The organism is Pedobacter jeongneungensis (assembly GCF_039538295.1).
Classification (GTDB): Bacteria; Bacteroidota; Bacteroidia; order Sphingobacteriales; family Sphingobacteriaceae; genus Pedobacter; species Pedobacter jeongneungensis.
Genome location: NZ_BAABBY010000007.1, coordinates 283,501 through 299,091, shown reverse-complemented (window position 1 = coordinate 299,091; position 15,591 = coordinate 283,501). Strand labels below are relative to the sequence as shown.

Here is a 15,591-nt window from a genome sequence, read left to right as displayed (position 1 = left end):
TCAAATATCTATTTTTGAATGCGTATTTCCACATATAGCCCGAAAAAAATAAAATGATACTGGTAACCGGAGGAACTGGATTTTTAGGATCTGAATTAATTAAACAGTTAACTGATAAAGGTTTAGCGGTACGGGCGCTAAGGCGGGAGAAATCCAAAATTCCTGCCCTCATTCAAAATGTCTCCCTAATCGAATGGTTTGTGGCTGATATTAATGAGCCATCAGCTTTAGAAGATGCATTTGAGGGGATTACCAAAGTGTACCATTGCGCCGCATTTGTATCATTAAGCGCTAAAGATAAAAAACAGCTTTTTCATGTAAACATTGAGGGAACTTCGAACATTGTAAACCTTTGTGCTGAAAATAACTGCCGGTTGTTGCATGTAAGTTCGGTTGCTGCGCTTGGCAATGCTAAAAAAGGTCAGAAAATTAATGAAAAAGACTTTTGGGAGTATGATTCAAAAGCGCATGCCTACGGATTATCCAAATATGAGGGCGAAATGGAGGTTTGGCGGGGCATAACGGAAGGATTAGATGCTATTATCGTTAATCCATCGGTAATAATCGGAAAAAATGCAGGTTTTGAAGGAAGCGGAGCGATTTTTAAATTGGTAAAAGGCGGTTTCCCGTTTTATACTGACGGCGCATCGGGTTTTGTTGATGTAGAAGATGTAGCCAAGGCAATGATTATATTAATGGATGCTGAAGTTTCGGGAGAACGTTATATTATTTCAGCTGACGATTATCATTATAAAGATTTATTCGGCGAAATTGCACAAGGTTTTGGAGTTAAGGCCCCCACCAAAGAAGCGAAGCCATGGATGCTTGGTATCGCCTGGCGAGCCTTAAAATTTGCATCTATATTTACCGGAAAAGAGCCTTCCATCACCAAAGATGCCGCAAAAAGTAGCGTAACCTTAAGTTATTATAACAATGATAAAGTAAAATCGGAAACCGGTATAGTTTTTAAACCTGTTGCCGAAAGTATAAGAGAAATTACCCAACATTTAAGATAATGCCCAAACAAAAAGCCTATTACATCATCGATTTTGATAGTACCTTTACCCAGGTAGAAGCACTCGATGAACTTGCAAGGATTTCGCTCAGGAACCACCCAGATAAAGAAGCGATTTTCCAAAAAATTGAAGATTATACCAATTTTGCCATGGAAGGGAAACTTTCCTTCTCCGAAAGTTTAGCACAACGCGTTAAACTGCTCGAAGCAAACGAAGATCATTTGAAACAACTTATCAAGCATTTAAAAAAGAAAGTATCTACTTCTTTTTCGCGTAATGCCGAGTTTTTTAAAAAACACGCAGATGAAGTTTTGATCGTTTCGGGCGGATTTAAAGAGTTTATTACGCCTGTAGTAAGCCAGTACCATATTAAGAAGGAGAATATTTACGCCAATACCTTTGTAACCACGGGCGATGGTAAAATTATCGATTACGACCATGCCAACCCCCTGAGTGAAGAAGGCGGAAAAGTAAAATTACTCCAGCATTTAAAACTGGAAGGCGAATTATTCGGGATTGGTGATGGCTATTCTGATTTCCAGCTGCGTGAAAGTGGTATCATTAATAAATTTTTTGCTTTTACAGAAAATATTGCCCGCGAAAGCATTGTTTCGAAAGCAGATCATGTTACGCCAAGTTTCGATGAGTTTTTATATGTGAACGATCTGCCCCGTGCAATTTCTTATCCCAAAAACAGGATTCTCTGTCTGGTAATTGGTGAGGTTGACCCTTTAACCATTTCTATTCTTAAAAACGATGGTTTATCTATCCGTCATAAAACCTCGTTCGAAGAGAAATATGTAAAAGATGTTGGCATTATCCTTTTGGCCGATGGCGAGAAAATAGATAAAGAGCAGTTAAAAAATGCTGCCAAGTTGAAAACCATCGGTTATTTAGGCTATGCTAAAAATAAAATAGACCTGAACCTTTGTACCAAACAGGGTATTGTGGTTTTTGATGATCCGAAAAATAATCCGCGAAATATCGATTTTATCCCTAAAAGGGTTGCTGATTTTATGAATACCGGCGCAACATATTTGAGCAGCAATTTCCCAAACTTACAACTGCCAAAAATTGAGAAATCGCACCGCCTGATCCATATCCATAAAAACGTTCCGGGTATCATGGCGAAAATCAATACAGTTTTTGCTAAACACGATATCAATATTGTGAGCCAGTTTTTAATGACTAACCCTGAAATAGGCTACGCCATTACCGATATTAATGCACATTATGATAAACAGCTGTTTAAATCGCTTAAAAAGATCGAACAAACGATAAAGTTTAGGGTGCTGTATTAGTTCCCGTAGTTAACGTCATCTCGAGCGGAGTGGCAACGTAGTCGAGAGATCTGTCTTGAGATAGATCTCTCCAGCAAATCGTCACCCTGAACTTGTTTAAGGGTCTTTATGCAAGATAGATCTCTCCATTTCGCTGCGCTTCAGTCGAGATGACGGAATTAACGCTGCGTCGATCAGCAAAATCTGCGGGAGACTTTTAAATCTTGGTTTCCCACTGATTTATAATACCGCAGAGACACCCCGCAAACGCTTTACGCTAATCGCCATCCGCTACCTCCTCCTCAATAATAAATGTTTCGGCGCACCAATGGTTTGCGATCTGTAAATCCCGGTATGGCCCGAAAATAGATATGCGGTAACGCAAGCCAGTGCAATATAGACACCCGATGCTGTACCAAATAGTTCTACGCCTATAAAAATACAGGCCAACGGCGTGTTCGCGGCTCCTGCAAATACGGCAACAAAGCCCATTCCTGCCAATAAGCCAAAAGGCAGGGGAATAAAGAAACTTAAAAAACTACCCAATGTGGCGCCGATAAAAAATAGCGGGGTTACTTCGCCACCTTTAAAACCTGCGCTTAGCGTAAGTGCTGTTAAAAATAATTTTATGGCAAAAGTATAATAAGCTTCCTGTTGTGTAAAAGCTTCCGAAATAACCGGAATGCCCAAGCCAATGTAACGCGTATTGCCGATCAGGTAAATAATTGCAATTAAAATAATACCGCCAATAAATGGTCTCAAAGGAGGATATTTAATCTTTGCAAAAAGGTTTGATAAGCCATGGTTTAATGTAGAAAAACTTCTTGCAGTAAGTCCGAACAATATTCCGGCACCTAACGATAGCAATAGATTGACCGAGTCCATTTCAGGTACAGCGGCTATAGCATAATGCGTATGGCCAACACCCCAGGCTTTACAGGCATAATCGGCTATAACAGCCGTAATAAAAGAGGGTAGGATAGCGTTATAAGTTAAACTCCCGACAATAAAAACCTCCAGGCCAAATACCGCTCCGGCCAATGGTGTGCCGAAAACAGAGGCAAAACCTGCACTGATCCCACAAATAAGGATTATTTTTCTGTCCCTTGCTTTCAGTTTTAATAATTTTGTAAACTGATCGGCAAATGCTCCGCCAATTTGTACTGCTGTACCTTCTCTACCCGCCGAGCCGCCGAATAAATGGGTAATAATAGTGCCCGCAAAAATGAGCGGTGCCATAATAATCGGGATTACTTTTTTAGGCGATTGGAGTTCTTCAATTAAAAGGTTGTTCCCTTTAACCACCGATGCTCCCCAATAATGATAGGTCAGGCCAATCATTAAGCCTGCAAGGGGCAAAAAGGCAATTATCCAAAGGTGTTGCTCGCGGTAATTGGTTGCCCAGGTTAAAGTGCTTAGAAACAAGGCAGAGGCAGAGCCGATAATAACTCCCAATAGGGCAGAAATCAGTAACCACTTTAAGGTGCTTAATAAAAGTAATCCAAAATCGAAGCGGAAGAAATTTTTAGCAGACAGAAGAAATCCTTCTGTTAATTTTTTAACAGGCATTTTAAATCAATTTTAAATAAAATCGTAGGAGTCATCAGCCTGTCTGGCGGTTTTGGCGGCACCCCATCGCCATCGTTTCAAATGTATAAAATTTAGTCATTTGTTACAAAATCTTTATCACCTTTGTGCAGCTAACTTCAAACCATGGATTTCACACCAGAAATAAAAGACAAACTAAACCAACTACAAGAAAAGTACACGGCAATGGGACAGGATATGGCTTCTTACCTCGACGGATTGTTGTATGCCGATTTCCTAACCTACTGGGATTATATCCACTTAGATACTTTATTAAGCCTCCAAAGCCCGAAAACACCATTTCCTGATGAAGAAATTTTCATCATGTACCACCAGATCACCGAGCTTTATTTTAAGCTTGCACTGCATGAATGTACGCAGATTGCTGAACATGAAAATTTAACTGTCGAATTTTTTACCGCACGCGTAAAACGGATCAATGCTTATTTTAATGCCTTAACCACTTCTTTTGAGGTGATGGTTGATGGGATGGAAAAAGAACAGTTTTTAAAGTTTCGTATGTCGCTGTTACCTGCCAGCGGTTTCCAGTCCGGTCAGTATAGAATGATCGAAATCTGTGCAACTGATTTTATTCGTTTGGTAGATAAATCGAAACGCAAAGAATTAAGCACAGCAACCATAGAAGAACAATTTGAAAATATTTACTGGAAATTCGGCGCAACAGAACTGGCCTCGGGCAAGCAGACTTTAACTTTAAAACAGTTTATTAAAAAATATGCTGCTCAATTTTTACAGCTGGCGAAAGATCGTTCTTTAACTAATTTTTCGTCACTATACCAACAGTTGCAAGCCAATGGAGCAGATGTTACGGCTCTTGCTGAAGAATTACGCAAGCTGGATCTGTATGTAAATGTAGAATGGCCATTGTCGCATTATAAATCAGCCGTGCGCTATTTGGAAAAAGATCCTGTTGATGTTGCAGCAACCGGTGGAACCAACTGGCAGAAATATTTGCCTCCGCGTTTTCAAAAAAGAATTTTTTATCCCTTCTTATGGACTGATGAACAGATGGAAGAATGGGGTAAGGGCTGGGTGCTTAGTGTACTTAAAACACTCAAAAACAAAGATTAATATTATAAAAAGCTATTAAAAAAAGCTGTTTTTTACTAATTTGCGCGAAATAATTAAGGATTGAATCAGAGAATGATTGAATTGCGTGATGCAAATCCATTCCCTCATTCAAAAATCAGTTATTCAAAATTAAACTAGTATGACCGAGACATTAGATATAAAAATCACTAAAGCAGACGAAACACGTTTAACTGTTACTGATTTTTCGCAATTACCGTTCGGTAAGGTTTTTACCGATCACATGTTTACTGCCGATTACGAAGATGGCGAATGGAAAAATTTACAGATTCTTCCATATGGCCCGATTCCGATGAGCCCTGCAATTTCTGCACTTCATTATGGCCAGGCAATTTTCGAAGGATTAAAAGCTTATCGCCAGCCTGATGGAAGAATCAGCGTGTTCCGTGCCGATAAAAACTTTGAACGTTTTAATAAATCGGCAGCAAGAATGTCGATGCCAACCATTCCCGAAGAAATTTTTATGCAGGGTTTGGCTGCCTTAATCAATGTTGATGAGCAATGGGTACCTAACCAGGAAGATTATGCATTGTATATCCGTCCGGTAATGTTCGCCATGGATCCGTATTTAGGAGTTAAAGCATCTGATACTTATAAATTTGCTTTATTAACTACCCCAACTGGTCCATATTACAGCAGCGCATTAAAAGTTAAGATTGAAACTGAATTTACACGTGCTGATGAAGGTGGTGTAGGTTTTGCCAAAACTGCCGGAAACTATGCGCGTTCATTATATCCGTTTGAGCAGGCTAAAAAAGAAGGTTACGATCAATTAATCTGGACAGATTCTGTAACCCATGAGTTTATTGAAGAGGCGGGAACTGCTAACCTGCTTTTTGTAATTAACGGTAAACTGGTTACCCCATCTGTACGCAGCACCGTTTTAGATGGCGTTACACGCGATACCATCATTAAACTGGCAAAAGATGCTGGAGTGGAAGTTGAAGAGCGTAGGGTTTCTGTAAAAGAGGTAATTGAAGGCATTGAAAACGGTAGCTTAACCGAAGCTTTTGCTGCGGGAACTGCTGCTACAGTAACACATGTTGGCGAAATGGGCTACAATGGTCAGGTTTATAAATTAACTGATCCATCAACAAGACACATTTCTAATGGTATTGCTAAAAAACTAAACGATATCCGTTACGGTTTGGCGCCTGATGAATTTGGCTGGAACTGGGTTTTGTAATCCGAAACCTTATTAAAGATAGAACCCCGATACAGAATATGCATCGGGGTTTTGTTTTTTATTATCGTCATTTCGAGCGGAGTGCAACGCAGTCGAGAAATCTATCTCAAAATAGATCTCTCCGCTCCACTGCGTTTCGGTCGAGATGACGGCGCTTTTTGAATGAACCATAGTTGCTTCTGACCTCAGATTTCGGCTTTCTGACTGCTTTATTTATCCAAAATCACCACACCTTTAGCTTCAAAAGCCAGTTCCTTTTTAGGATCTGTAATTTTTGCTACTTCTTCAGGAGATTTTTTAGCATCTTCTGCATAATGACGTAAAGTTTCAACAGAAATGGTTTGTTTTTTAGCCAGGCCATCTAAAACTACTTTTTTTCCAACGATATCCATTGGCATAAAGAAAGCATAATCTTTAAAAGTTACCCGCATCGGATCGCCGTTTGGCATTTCCAAAGTCATCCAGCAACCTTTTTTCTTGCACACATCTACTACCTTGCCTTCAATTTTCATATCCACAGTTTTCTTATCACCCATGGCAGCTTCCATTTTGGCGGCAGGTTTTACATCACCAGGTTTTACTTCTTCTCCAAATTTTTGACCGGTGTAAGCAGCCTGTGCAAATGCAAATGCTGTAAACAGGCAAAAGCTCAGGCTTAAAATGATTTTTTTCATCTTTTAGTGATTTATGATTATTCCGATGTTATCTTTTTCAAAGTTATTTAAAATTTTTCTAAATAGTGTTCCAAAAAAAATCCCCGTTAACATCCGTTAACGAGGAAAATCATCCCTATTTTCGTGTATATCACATCCTATGATGTACAACACGATATTATAGGCAAACCTGAATCCAAAAGTATCATTCTTGTTGCATTATATTGTAATGCAATGGAAATCAGTTGTTTGTATGTTTTTGTTGATTTGGCTGTATGATATTAAGACTGTGGAAATGGGGAACTTTATCACCAATGCTAAAAAATATGTTGAAATTTTTCCCCAATCTGGCTTAGCCGAAAACAAGACTAAATACCTCTTCTATCTTACTTACCGCTTTAATCTCAAGATTATATTTTTCTTTTGCGATTCCTTTTAAATTGTATTTGGATATATAAATCGTTTCGAAACCTAATTTATCTGCTTCAGCAATTCGTTGTTCAATGCGGTTTACTGCCCTTATTTCACCTGACAGACCAACTTCAGCCGCAAAACAATTCTTTGAGGAAACTGCAATGTCCTGTTGCGATGAAATAATGGCAATTAAAACCGCCAGATCGATGGCAGGATCTTCAACCCTGATTCCTCCGGCAATATTTAAAAAAACGTCTTGCGTGCTTAATCTAAAGCCACAGCGTTTTTCTAACACAGCTAAAAGCATGTTCATTCTCTTGGTATCAAAGCCTGTAGCAGAGCGTTGGGGCGTTCCGTAAGCGGCAGGGCTCACTAAGGCCTGGGTTTCGATCAGCATTGGTCTGGCGCCTTCTAAAGTTGCAGCAATGGCAATGCCGCTTAATTCTTCATCACGTTGTGAGAGTAAAATTTCTGACGGATTGGAAACCTCTCTTAAACCGCTACCCTGCATCTCGTAGATGCCAAGTTCTGCTGCAGCTCCAAAACGGTTTTTAATTGACCTCAAAATGCGGTAAACATGATGTCTGTCGCCTTCAAACTGCAAAACGGTGTCTACCATGTGTTCGAGTATTTTCGGGCCGGCAATGGCTCCGTCTTTGGTAATATGGCCAATCAAAAATACAGGCACTCCGGTTTCTTTGGCAAAACGAAGCAATTCTGCTGTACATTCTCTTACCTGCGATACACTTCCTGGTGTAGAATCGATATGGGCAGAATGCAAAGTCTGGATAGAATCGACCACCAAAATCTCAGGCTCCAAAATTTCGATCTGTTTAAAAATATTCTGTGTAGAAGTTTCTGTTAAAATATAACAGTTAGACGATGGGTTTTCCTGAATCCTTTCGGCCCGCATTTTAATTTGCTGTTCGCTTTCTTCTCCCGAAATATACAGCAACTTTTTCCCTTTTATATTTAAGGCCAGTTGCAGCATTAAGGTCGATTTACCAATACCCGGTTCTCCGCCAATTAATACTAAAGATCCTTCTACCAAACCGCCACCCAAAACACGGTCCAGCTCTTTATCGCCCGTTAATATTCTTCGCTCAGTTGACGATTGGATTTCATCAACCTTGCTGGGCTTGCTTAATTTTCGACTTGTGGTATCACTTTTCCAGGTAGGTACTGATGCCGGGCTTTTTTCTACAATTTCTTCAACAAAAGTATTCCATTGATTGCATGACGGGCATTTGCCCAGCCATTTTGCCGATTCGTAGCCACAGCTCTGACAGAAATATGCGGTTTTTGATTTTGCCAATTGATTAAAATTTTAGATTACGAATTTAACCTTTCTTGTTGATAAACCCCACAGGTTTAAATCAGGGTTAATGTTATTTTTAATGAGGATAAAATTATGTTCTGCGGTTTTTATATATGGGATGTCAGAATTATTGGAAAATTTAAGGGGGTGAGCCGGTCGGTAACTGCAGCCCCGCTATTTGTTCCAATCTTTTTAAACAACATGCTGTTGTGCTGAGGCACAAAGCATCTGTTTTATAGCCTGAAGCTGAAAAGGTTTAAGTGGCTGCAATTAAAAAGTATTTCCACTTCTATCGGGTTTATCATGTGAGTTTGTAGTTTAAAAAAATTTACAGCCTTTGTCCTCCTTTAAAATAAACCTGATAGAACGGAAAGCCCGCACTCCGGTTCTTTACCAATAAACCGGCACTGAATTGACATGGAGGAGGACTTGGAGGGATAGCAGGACTGCTATGCCCGAAATGTGCTGAACCCTGCTTTTCCCGTAAAAATAGTGAACTCCGTTGGTCGGGATTTGTAAATTCACCAAGGATTAAATTCCTTAGTTCGGAAGCCGGGATTGCAAATCCCGATTAACCTAAAGCAAAAAAGCCCGGATTTTTGGATCCGGGCTTTTGGTTAATGTTTTTAAGTTATAATTTAATCTCTTCGTCTTTAGCAGAGATAAAGTGAAACTCATTTAAATAGTACGATGATTGTGCCTTCACTTTAATCCACTGGCCATATTTAAAGAACCAGCGGCGCTGAAGGTTGAAAATGCCTTTTGTAATATAAGCTTCAATGTAAGGGTGTACGCAAAGGGTTACGCCTTTTTCATTCTGCTCTCTTAAAATATAATTAAGGTTGTTCTCAATATCATCCATTAAAACGATACTCGCTTTAATTTCTCCGGTCCCATCGCAGGCCGGACATTTTTCTACCGTAACAATATTCATCTCCGGACGAACACGCTGCCGGGTAATCTGTACCAAACCAAATTTGCTCGGAGGCAGAATGGTGTGTTTGGCCCTATCCAATAACATCAGCTCACGCAAATAATCGAATAGCATTTTACGGTTTGTTGGTTTGTGCATATCGATAAAATCGATTACCACAATACCGCCCATATCGCGCAAGCGCAGTTGACGGGCAATTTCTTTAGCCGCCTCTTTGTTTACCTGTAAAGCATTCTCTTCCTGATTTTCTTTACTGGCAGTACGGTTTCCACTGTTCACATCTATTACGTGCAGTGCTTCGGTATGCTCTACAACAAGGTAGGCGCCACCGGGTAAGTTTACTGTTTTTCCGAAAGCATTTTTAATCTGCTTTTCTATCCCGAAGTGATCGAAGATGGGTTCTTTCTGCTTGTACAGTTTTACGATTTTTTCCATTTCAGGAGAAATATCGTGTACATAAGAACGGATATCATCGTACAACTCTGGTGTACTTACGTAAACGTTTGTAAAATCAGGGTTCAGAATATCACGTATTAACGTTGATGATCTGTCCATTTCTCCCCAAACTCTTTTTGAAGGTTCGGTAGAAGGTATTTTTTTAATGAAGTTTTCCCATTTAGCAATCAGATCCAAAAGATCTTTCTGCATTTCGGCAACTCCTCTGCCTTCAGAAACGGTTCTGATAATTACCCCAAAATTTTGGGGTTTAATACTCTCGATAATCTTTTTTAAACGATTACGTTCGGTATTACTTTTTATTTTTTTTGATACAGATATGGTATTGGAGAATGGCACCAGTACCACATACCTGCCGGCAATCGAAATGTCGGAACTTAAACGTGGTCCTTTAGTAGAAATTGGCTCTTTGGCAATTTGTACGGGTAGGAGCATGTTTTTGCTGAGCACATCAGAAATTTTGCCTGCCTTATTAATATCGGCTTCGAGCTTTAAATTATCTAATAATGTGCCTGTAACCGAGCCATTACGCTTGATCTTAGTTAGCTTAATTAAAGATTGCACCTGAGGGCCCAAATCAAAATAATGCAAAAAGGCATCTTTTTCATAACCAACATCCACGAAAGCAGCATTCAGGCCCGGCATAATTTTTTTAATGCGGCCCAAATAAATATCGCCTACGGCGTAGTTATTATTGATTTGTTCTTTGTGAAGCTCAACAAGTTGTTTGTCTTCAATCAACGCTATGGTAACTCCGGCAGGAGTCGAATTGATAATTAATTCTTTTACCAACAGCTACAGATTTAAGGCTTTCGCCTATTAACAAATGGATAGTAAATAAAAAACATTGATATAGCCAGAAAGATATACAATAAAAAAAATCATATAATTGTTTAAACCTCATAGTGTTTACTATGAGGTTTAACTGGCTTAATCAAAATAAGAAACTATTTTTTCTTATGTCTGTTTTTTCTTAAACGTTTTTTACGTTTGTGGGTAGCCATTTTATGTCTTTTTCTTTTTTTACCGCTTGGCATAGTTTTAAGTTTTAAATGTTTTTATTAATCTGTTAATTAATTTTTATTCTTTAGTTCAGCCACCTTCTTATCAATAAAAGATGATAAGGTTGGGTTAGCCGCTAATTTTTTGCTTGCTAAATAAGCATCTACTGCTTCTTTGTTTCTGCCTAAATTTTCTAAGGCGGTGCCTAAGTAGAAATAAGCTTCAGGCGTTGGTGCTTCTGCAATTACAGTTTTAAAACGAGGAATTGCTTTGTCAAACTGACCTGATTTGATAGAGAATAAGCCTAAATTCATATTCGCCTTAACATTTTTAGGTTCTTTAGCCACCACTTCGAGCAACATCGCAATACCTTGCATTGGTGCACCTAAGCCGTTTACTATTGTTACACCTAGGCCTGTTTTAGCTTCAATGTTTGCAGAGTCTTTCTCTAATGCATTTTTGTAAGATGTATTGGCTTTCTGCAATAAAGCAGGTTGTGCCAGGCTATCTTGTGTACTTTCAAAGGCTTTTATAAACTGGTTACCAGCTGCCAACCACGATTTTGCTGATGGTTCGCCCTGGGCAACAATTTCTAAATAAAGGGCAGACGGCGTAATTTGCTCCACATCATCCCATTTCTGGGCCAGTTGTTTTGCAACTTCGATCTTTTCTGCACCATTAGTACCTTTGTAGGTGTTTTCTAAAGCCGTAATATCTGTAGCCAGGTTTTTGTTGATTACATTTTTTGCAGCAGTAGATGATGTTTCGATGTTTAGTGCCGATGAAGAAGCAGCTGCTGCAGTACCGGCCATTGGACCGTTTGCAGGCATTTTGCCGTTTTCTTCAGTTGGTTTTACTAAACCCTTAATGTCTCTGGTAAATAGAAAGGCAACAAGCAATACAATCGCTCCAATAATGATGGTTTGTTTTGATCTGATGCTGCTATTCATAAATTTAAGACTTAGGCTTCTACGTTAATTTTTTTTGAATTGCTTTTTACTTTGTCAACAAATACTTTTGCTGGTTTAAAGCTTGGAACAAAATGTTCCGGGATAATTATTGCAGTGTTTTTTGAGATATTTCTCGCAGTTTTTTGCGCTCTCTTTTTAACAACAAAGCTTCCGAAGCCCCTAACATATACATTTTCACCGCCAATCATGCTGGTTTTGATAACCTTGAAAAATGCCTCAACTGTTTCCTGTACATCAACCTTCTCAATTCCGGTTTTTGTTGATATTTCTGAAATAATATCTGCCTTAGTCATATTTTATTATTTATTATATTATGTGTTTTAATATTACTACTGTTTTGGGGTTGCAAAAGTATTGCTTTTTAATGAGATAGGGAAATAAAAGATGATTTTTTTATCTCCAGACTTATCACCCGATTGCAAGTTTTTTTTAAATCGGATAAATACACCGTAATTTGCAGTAATGACATTTCAAAATGAACTCATCAATTGGTATCTGCTAAACAAGAGAGATCTGCCCTGGAGGCATACCAATGATGCTTATACCATCTGGTTAGCAGAGGTTATATTGCAACAAACAAGGGTAGAGCAGGGGCTTCCTTATTTCAATAAATTTTTAGAAAATTTTCCAACTGTTAGTGATTTTGCCGGTGCCACCGAGGCTAAAGTTTTAAAGCTTTGGCAGGGGTTGGGCTACTATTCTCGGGGTAGAAATATGCATGCTACGGCGCAGATTGTGGTGAAAGATTACCACGGAATCTTCCCAAACCTGCACGATGAGCTGATAAAGTTAAAGGGAATTGGCGAATATACAGCGGCTGCAATCTCCTCTTTTTCGTCTGGAGAGGCACGTGCTGTGGTAGATGGAAATGTATTCCGGGTGTTATCCAGGTATTACGGCATCGCTACTGCAATTAATTCTCCGGCAGGTAAAAAAGAGTTTTTTGCGCTTGCTAATGAACTGCTTTACCGGGATGATCCGGCATTGTACAACCAGGCTATAATGGAATTTGGGGCCATGCAATGCAAACCTAAATCGCCTGCCTGTGGCATTTGTCCGCTTAACCAAACCTGTTATGCTTTTAACCATAAAATGGTAAATGAGCTTCCGGTTAAGAAAAAAAAAGCCGCGCAAAAGCACCGTTACATCAATTATTTTGTGTGTTTTGATGGCGGGCAGGTATTGGTGAGGGAAAGGCAGGCTGGCGATGTCTGGCAGCATCTGTACGATTTTCCGGGCATAGAAATGCTTACACATGAAGATACGGATAACGGGCTCTTGGTAGATCAGGTAAAAAGCACCTTCGGAAACGACGCATATTTTGAGTTTATCAGTGCCAAAAAACATATATTAACACACCAAATAATACACGTTCAATTTTTTGCATTAAAAAATTATATATTTAACTTTAATAAACAAAAGGAACTTAATTGGGTTTCTTTAAATAAGTTAGATGAGTTACCGCAGCCAAAAGTAATCCACGATTTTGTACAGGAATACTTTTTTAGTGATAAAATGGAGTAACTAACCATCTTGGCTGAGTATATTTATTAAACGAAACAACTAACCAAAAATATTTATGTCTGGGATTAACAAAGTTATTTTAGTAGGCCATTTAGGCAAAGACCCTGAAGTGCGGCATTTAGACGGTGGCGTAACAGTAGCCAGTTTTCCGTTGGCTACATCTGAAACGTACAACAAAGACGGTAAGAGAGTAGAGCAAACAGAGTGGCATAACATTGTATTGTGGCGCGGTTTGGCCGAAGTAGCTTCTAAATACCTGCAAAAAGGTAAATTGGTGTATATAGAGGGAAAGCTGAGAACAAGATCCTTTGAAGACAAAGAAAAGGTTAAAAAATATGTAACAGAAATTGTTGCCGAAAACTTTACCATGCTGGGCAGAAAGAGTGATTTTGAACAAAGCCCCACTACGCCCACGCATCAAAATACCGAATCGAAAATTGAAGATGAATTTACCATTGGCCCATCGGATGAAAGTGGAGACCTTCCGTTTTAATTAAAAAATACCAATCTAATACAGAGAGCTGCCTGAGGGTGGCTCTTTTTGTTTAAACTCCTGAGTTAACGTTGTTTCGGGCGAAGTGTAACGCAGATGAGAACCTCAGTGAAGTTAAAGCCGGTTAAACAGATCTCTCTCCCGTAAAACAAAAAACCTCCTGCTCTTTTTAAGAACAGGAGGTTTTAATCAATGATATCAAAATTAATTAATCTTGGTATAATAGATATTCAGTTTCATTTTATTGGTGACTGCATTACCACTTCCAATAATTGATCTTTCTGCAGAAGTTGCCGTAGGAACATTCTGGAAAAGGTTATAAGAAGTTGGCGCCAGAAAAGTGCCTTCGTCCTTTAGTGTACCATCAATCAGGCTTTGCACATAACTGGTAATGATGAAAATATAACGGTTTTTTGTCGAATCAAAATATCCACCAAACAGGGCCTCGCCGGCCGCTGATATACCAGATGAGCTAACCGCATAATTGTTATAATCAGGAATATTGGATGGTTGATGTGCAATATCCCAACGGTACAAAGAAAGTCTTTGTGCCGCATTAAACGGGTATGCCGGTGCTCCACCTCCAAGCTCTACAACCAGTTCAGCTTTATTGATAATCGCTTTACCGTATCTGCCTGTAAAACCTGTTAGTTCATCAAAACTAATTTTTGTTTTAACACCAGCCAGTCCGTGCACGTAAGTTACATCATATGAAGCAGCTGAAGCATCAAGTTGTGTGCGTACAGGAGTTCCGGCATAATCGTGTTTAATATTTGCGGCTACACCAGTAATCTGACTGCTTGTATTTAATGCCCCAATCGGGAAGTTTACACTTGCCGTATCAACCCCGCTTGAAGAATTGGTTTTTTTCCAAACCAACTGAACATAAGAATCGGAACCTGTGAAATTAAAGAAAGCAATACCACCTGTACCTGTTGATGATGATTTATTTACCTGTGCATACAATCCTTTAAACGCATTTATAAACTTGGCATTTGAAGAAGTTCCTGCCGTACCCAGGTTTAAAATATTGTTCTGGATAAATGTTTTGTTAAGCGGAATTCTGATCTGTGCAGGTACTACTTTTAACGTATCAGCTTTACCGGCAACAATATCATATACTTTAGTTTTGGTATTCGGGGCCAGTTTGCCTGTAAAATTGCCTAACAAGGTATTGTTAATGGCCTGCACATCCGAACTTTTATAATTGGTTACCGTATTGGCCAGTTGGAATACATCTATGCTGTATTTAGAGTTAGTGGTATCACCGTAAAATTTGGTCACCGTGCTCGATTCATCAAATTTTAATACTAAAATAGCAGAATCAAGTTGGGGCGCTGTTCCAAAATCGTAACTGGTGCTTACCGGGTAAACCGTCATGGCGATGCCAGCTTCTGTTTTACCAAAAACAGGATCAACCATATAACCTAACGGATAACGGGGCTGCCCTAAGGTATTTGCTGCAGTTTCTTCAACCAGTTGTGTTTTTACCGGCGATACAACCAGGGTTCCAGTAACCGCACTGCCCGGATCAACATCTAAACCAACACCATCGGGGTTTTTACACGATGCAAAAAGAAAAAGACCTATCAACAGGGTTAATAAGTCTTGTTTTGTAAATTTCATATTTTAATTAATAATACCTGA

General features: G+C 39.2%; 13 protein-coding genes and 1 riboswitch. Of the genes, 6 read left to right on the top strand and 7 right to left on the bottom strand.

The window, feature by feature from the left end; translation table 11 throughout:
* The first annotated feature begins 53 nt into the window (after positions 1-53).
* Both ABD769_RS15505 and ABD769_RS15500 read left to right on the top strand, forming a co-directional pair.
* Complete coding sequence (locus tag ABD769_RS15505) at positions 54-1,016, top strand: NAD-dependent epimerase/dehydratase family protein (RefSeq protein WP_344852307.1); 963 nt, start codon at positions 54-56, stop codon at positions 1,014-1,016.
* Entirely contained in the window at positions 1,016-2,317 is a 1,302-nt protein-coding gene (locus ABD769_RS15500; protein ID WP_344852306.1) for an HAD-IB family phosphatase, read from the top strand. The genes ABD769_RS15505 and ABD769_RS15500 overlap by 1 nt, the downstream gene beginning before the upstream one ends.
* Positions 2,318-2,587: 270 nt before the next feature.
* Here ABD769_RS15500 and ABD769_RS15495 read toward each other — a convergent pair whose 3' ends face one another.
* Positions 2,588-3,865: a voltage-gated chloride channel family protein gene (locus tag ABD769_RS15495; protein WP_344852305.1), complete on the bottom strand. Its 1,278-nt coding sequence runs from the start codon at positions 3,863-3,865 to the stop codon at positions 2,588-2,590.
* 18 nt (positions 3,866-3,883) lie between these two features.
* Positions 3,884-3,945, bottom strand: a riboswitch (Fluoride riboswitch).
* A gap of 64 nt (positions 3,946-4,009) precedes the next feature.
* Here ABD769_RS15495 and ABD769_RS15490 point away from each other — a divergent pair.
* Positions 4,010-4,975, top strand: a complete 966-nt coding sequence (locus ABD769_RS15490; protein WP_344852304.1) for a tryptophan 2,3-dioxygenase family protein — start codon at positions 4,010-4,012, stop codon at positions 4,973-4,975.
* 139 nt (positions 4,976-5,114) lie between these two features.
* Positions 5,115-6,179, top strand: a complete 1,065-nt coding sequence (locus tag ABD769_RS15485) for a branched-chain amino acid aminotransferase (RefSeq protein ID WP_344852303.1) — start codon at positions 5,115-5,117, stop codon at positions 6,177-6,179.
* 209 nt (positions 6,180-6,388) lie between these two features.
* Here the strand turns inward: ABD769_RS15485 and ABD769_RS15480 are convergent, their stop codons facing one another.
* From ABD769_RS15480 to ABD769_RS15455, 5 genes are all read right to left on the bottom strand, one after another.
* Positions 6,389-6,853 (bottom strand): DUF4920 domain-containing protein, encoded by a 465-nt coding sequence (locus ABD769_RS15480; RefSeq protein ID WP_344852302.1) that lies wholly within the window; start codon positions 6,851-6,853, stop codon positions 6,389-6,391.
* Positions 6,854-7,184: 331 nt separating this feature from the next.
* Entirely contained in the window at positions 7,185-8,561 is a 1,377-nt protein-coding gene (gene radA, locus ABD769_RS15475; protein WP_344852301.1) for a DNA repair protein RadA, read from the bottom strand.
* 634 nt (positions 8,562-9,195) lie between these two features.
* Positions 9,196-10,746: an Rne/Rng family ribonuclease gene (locus ABD769_RS15470; protein ID WP_113949101.1), complete on the bottom strand. Its 1,551-nt coding sequence runs from the start codon at positions 10,744-10,746 to the stop codon at positions 9,196-9,198.
* A 281-nt stretch (positions 10,747-11,027) separates the two neighbouring features.
* Entirely contained in the window at positions 11,028-11,906 is an 879-nt protein-coding gene (locus tag ABD769_RS15460) for a tetratricopeptide repeat protein (RefSeq protein WP_344852300.1), read from the bottom strand.
* A gap of 11 nt (positions 11,907-11,917) precedes the next feature.
* On the bottom strand, positions 11,918-12,220 hold the full coding sequence (locus tag ABD769_RS15455) for an HU family DNA-binding protein (RefSeq protein WP_025143406.1): 303 nt from the start codon (positions 12,218-12,220) through the stop codon (positions 11,918-11,920).
* A gap of 169 nt (positions 12,221-12,389) precedes the next feature.
* Here ABD769_RS15455 and mutY point away from each other — a divergent pair, with 169 nt between their 5' ends.
* Entirely contained in the window at positions 12,390-13,451 is a 1,062-nt protein-coding gene (mutY, locus tag ABD769_RS15450; RefSeq protein ID WP_344852299.1) for an A/G-specific adenine glycosylase, read from the top strand.
* Between the two features lie 55 nt (positions 13,452-13,506).
* The gene (locus ABD769_RS15445) at positions 13,507-13,944 is read left to right on the top strand and encodes a single-stranded DNA-binding protein (RefSeq protein WP_344852298.1); all 438 of its coding nucleotides are present in this window, start codon (positions 13,507-13,509) and stop codon (positions 13,942-13,944) included.
* A gap of 204 nt (positions 13,945-14,148) precedes the next feature.
* On the opposite strand, the gene ABD769_RS15440 is transcribed toward ABD769_RS15445, so the two are convergent.
* Positions 14,149-15,570 (bottom strand): DUF4270 domain-containing protein, encoded by a 1,422-nt coding sequence (locus ABD769_RS15440; RefSeq protein ID WP_344852297.1) that lies wholly within the window; start codon positions 15,568-15,570, stop codon positions 14,149-14,151.
* Positions 15,571-15,591 lie beyond the last annotated feature (21 nt).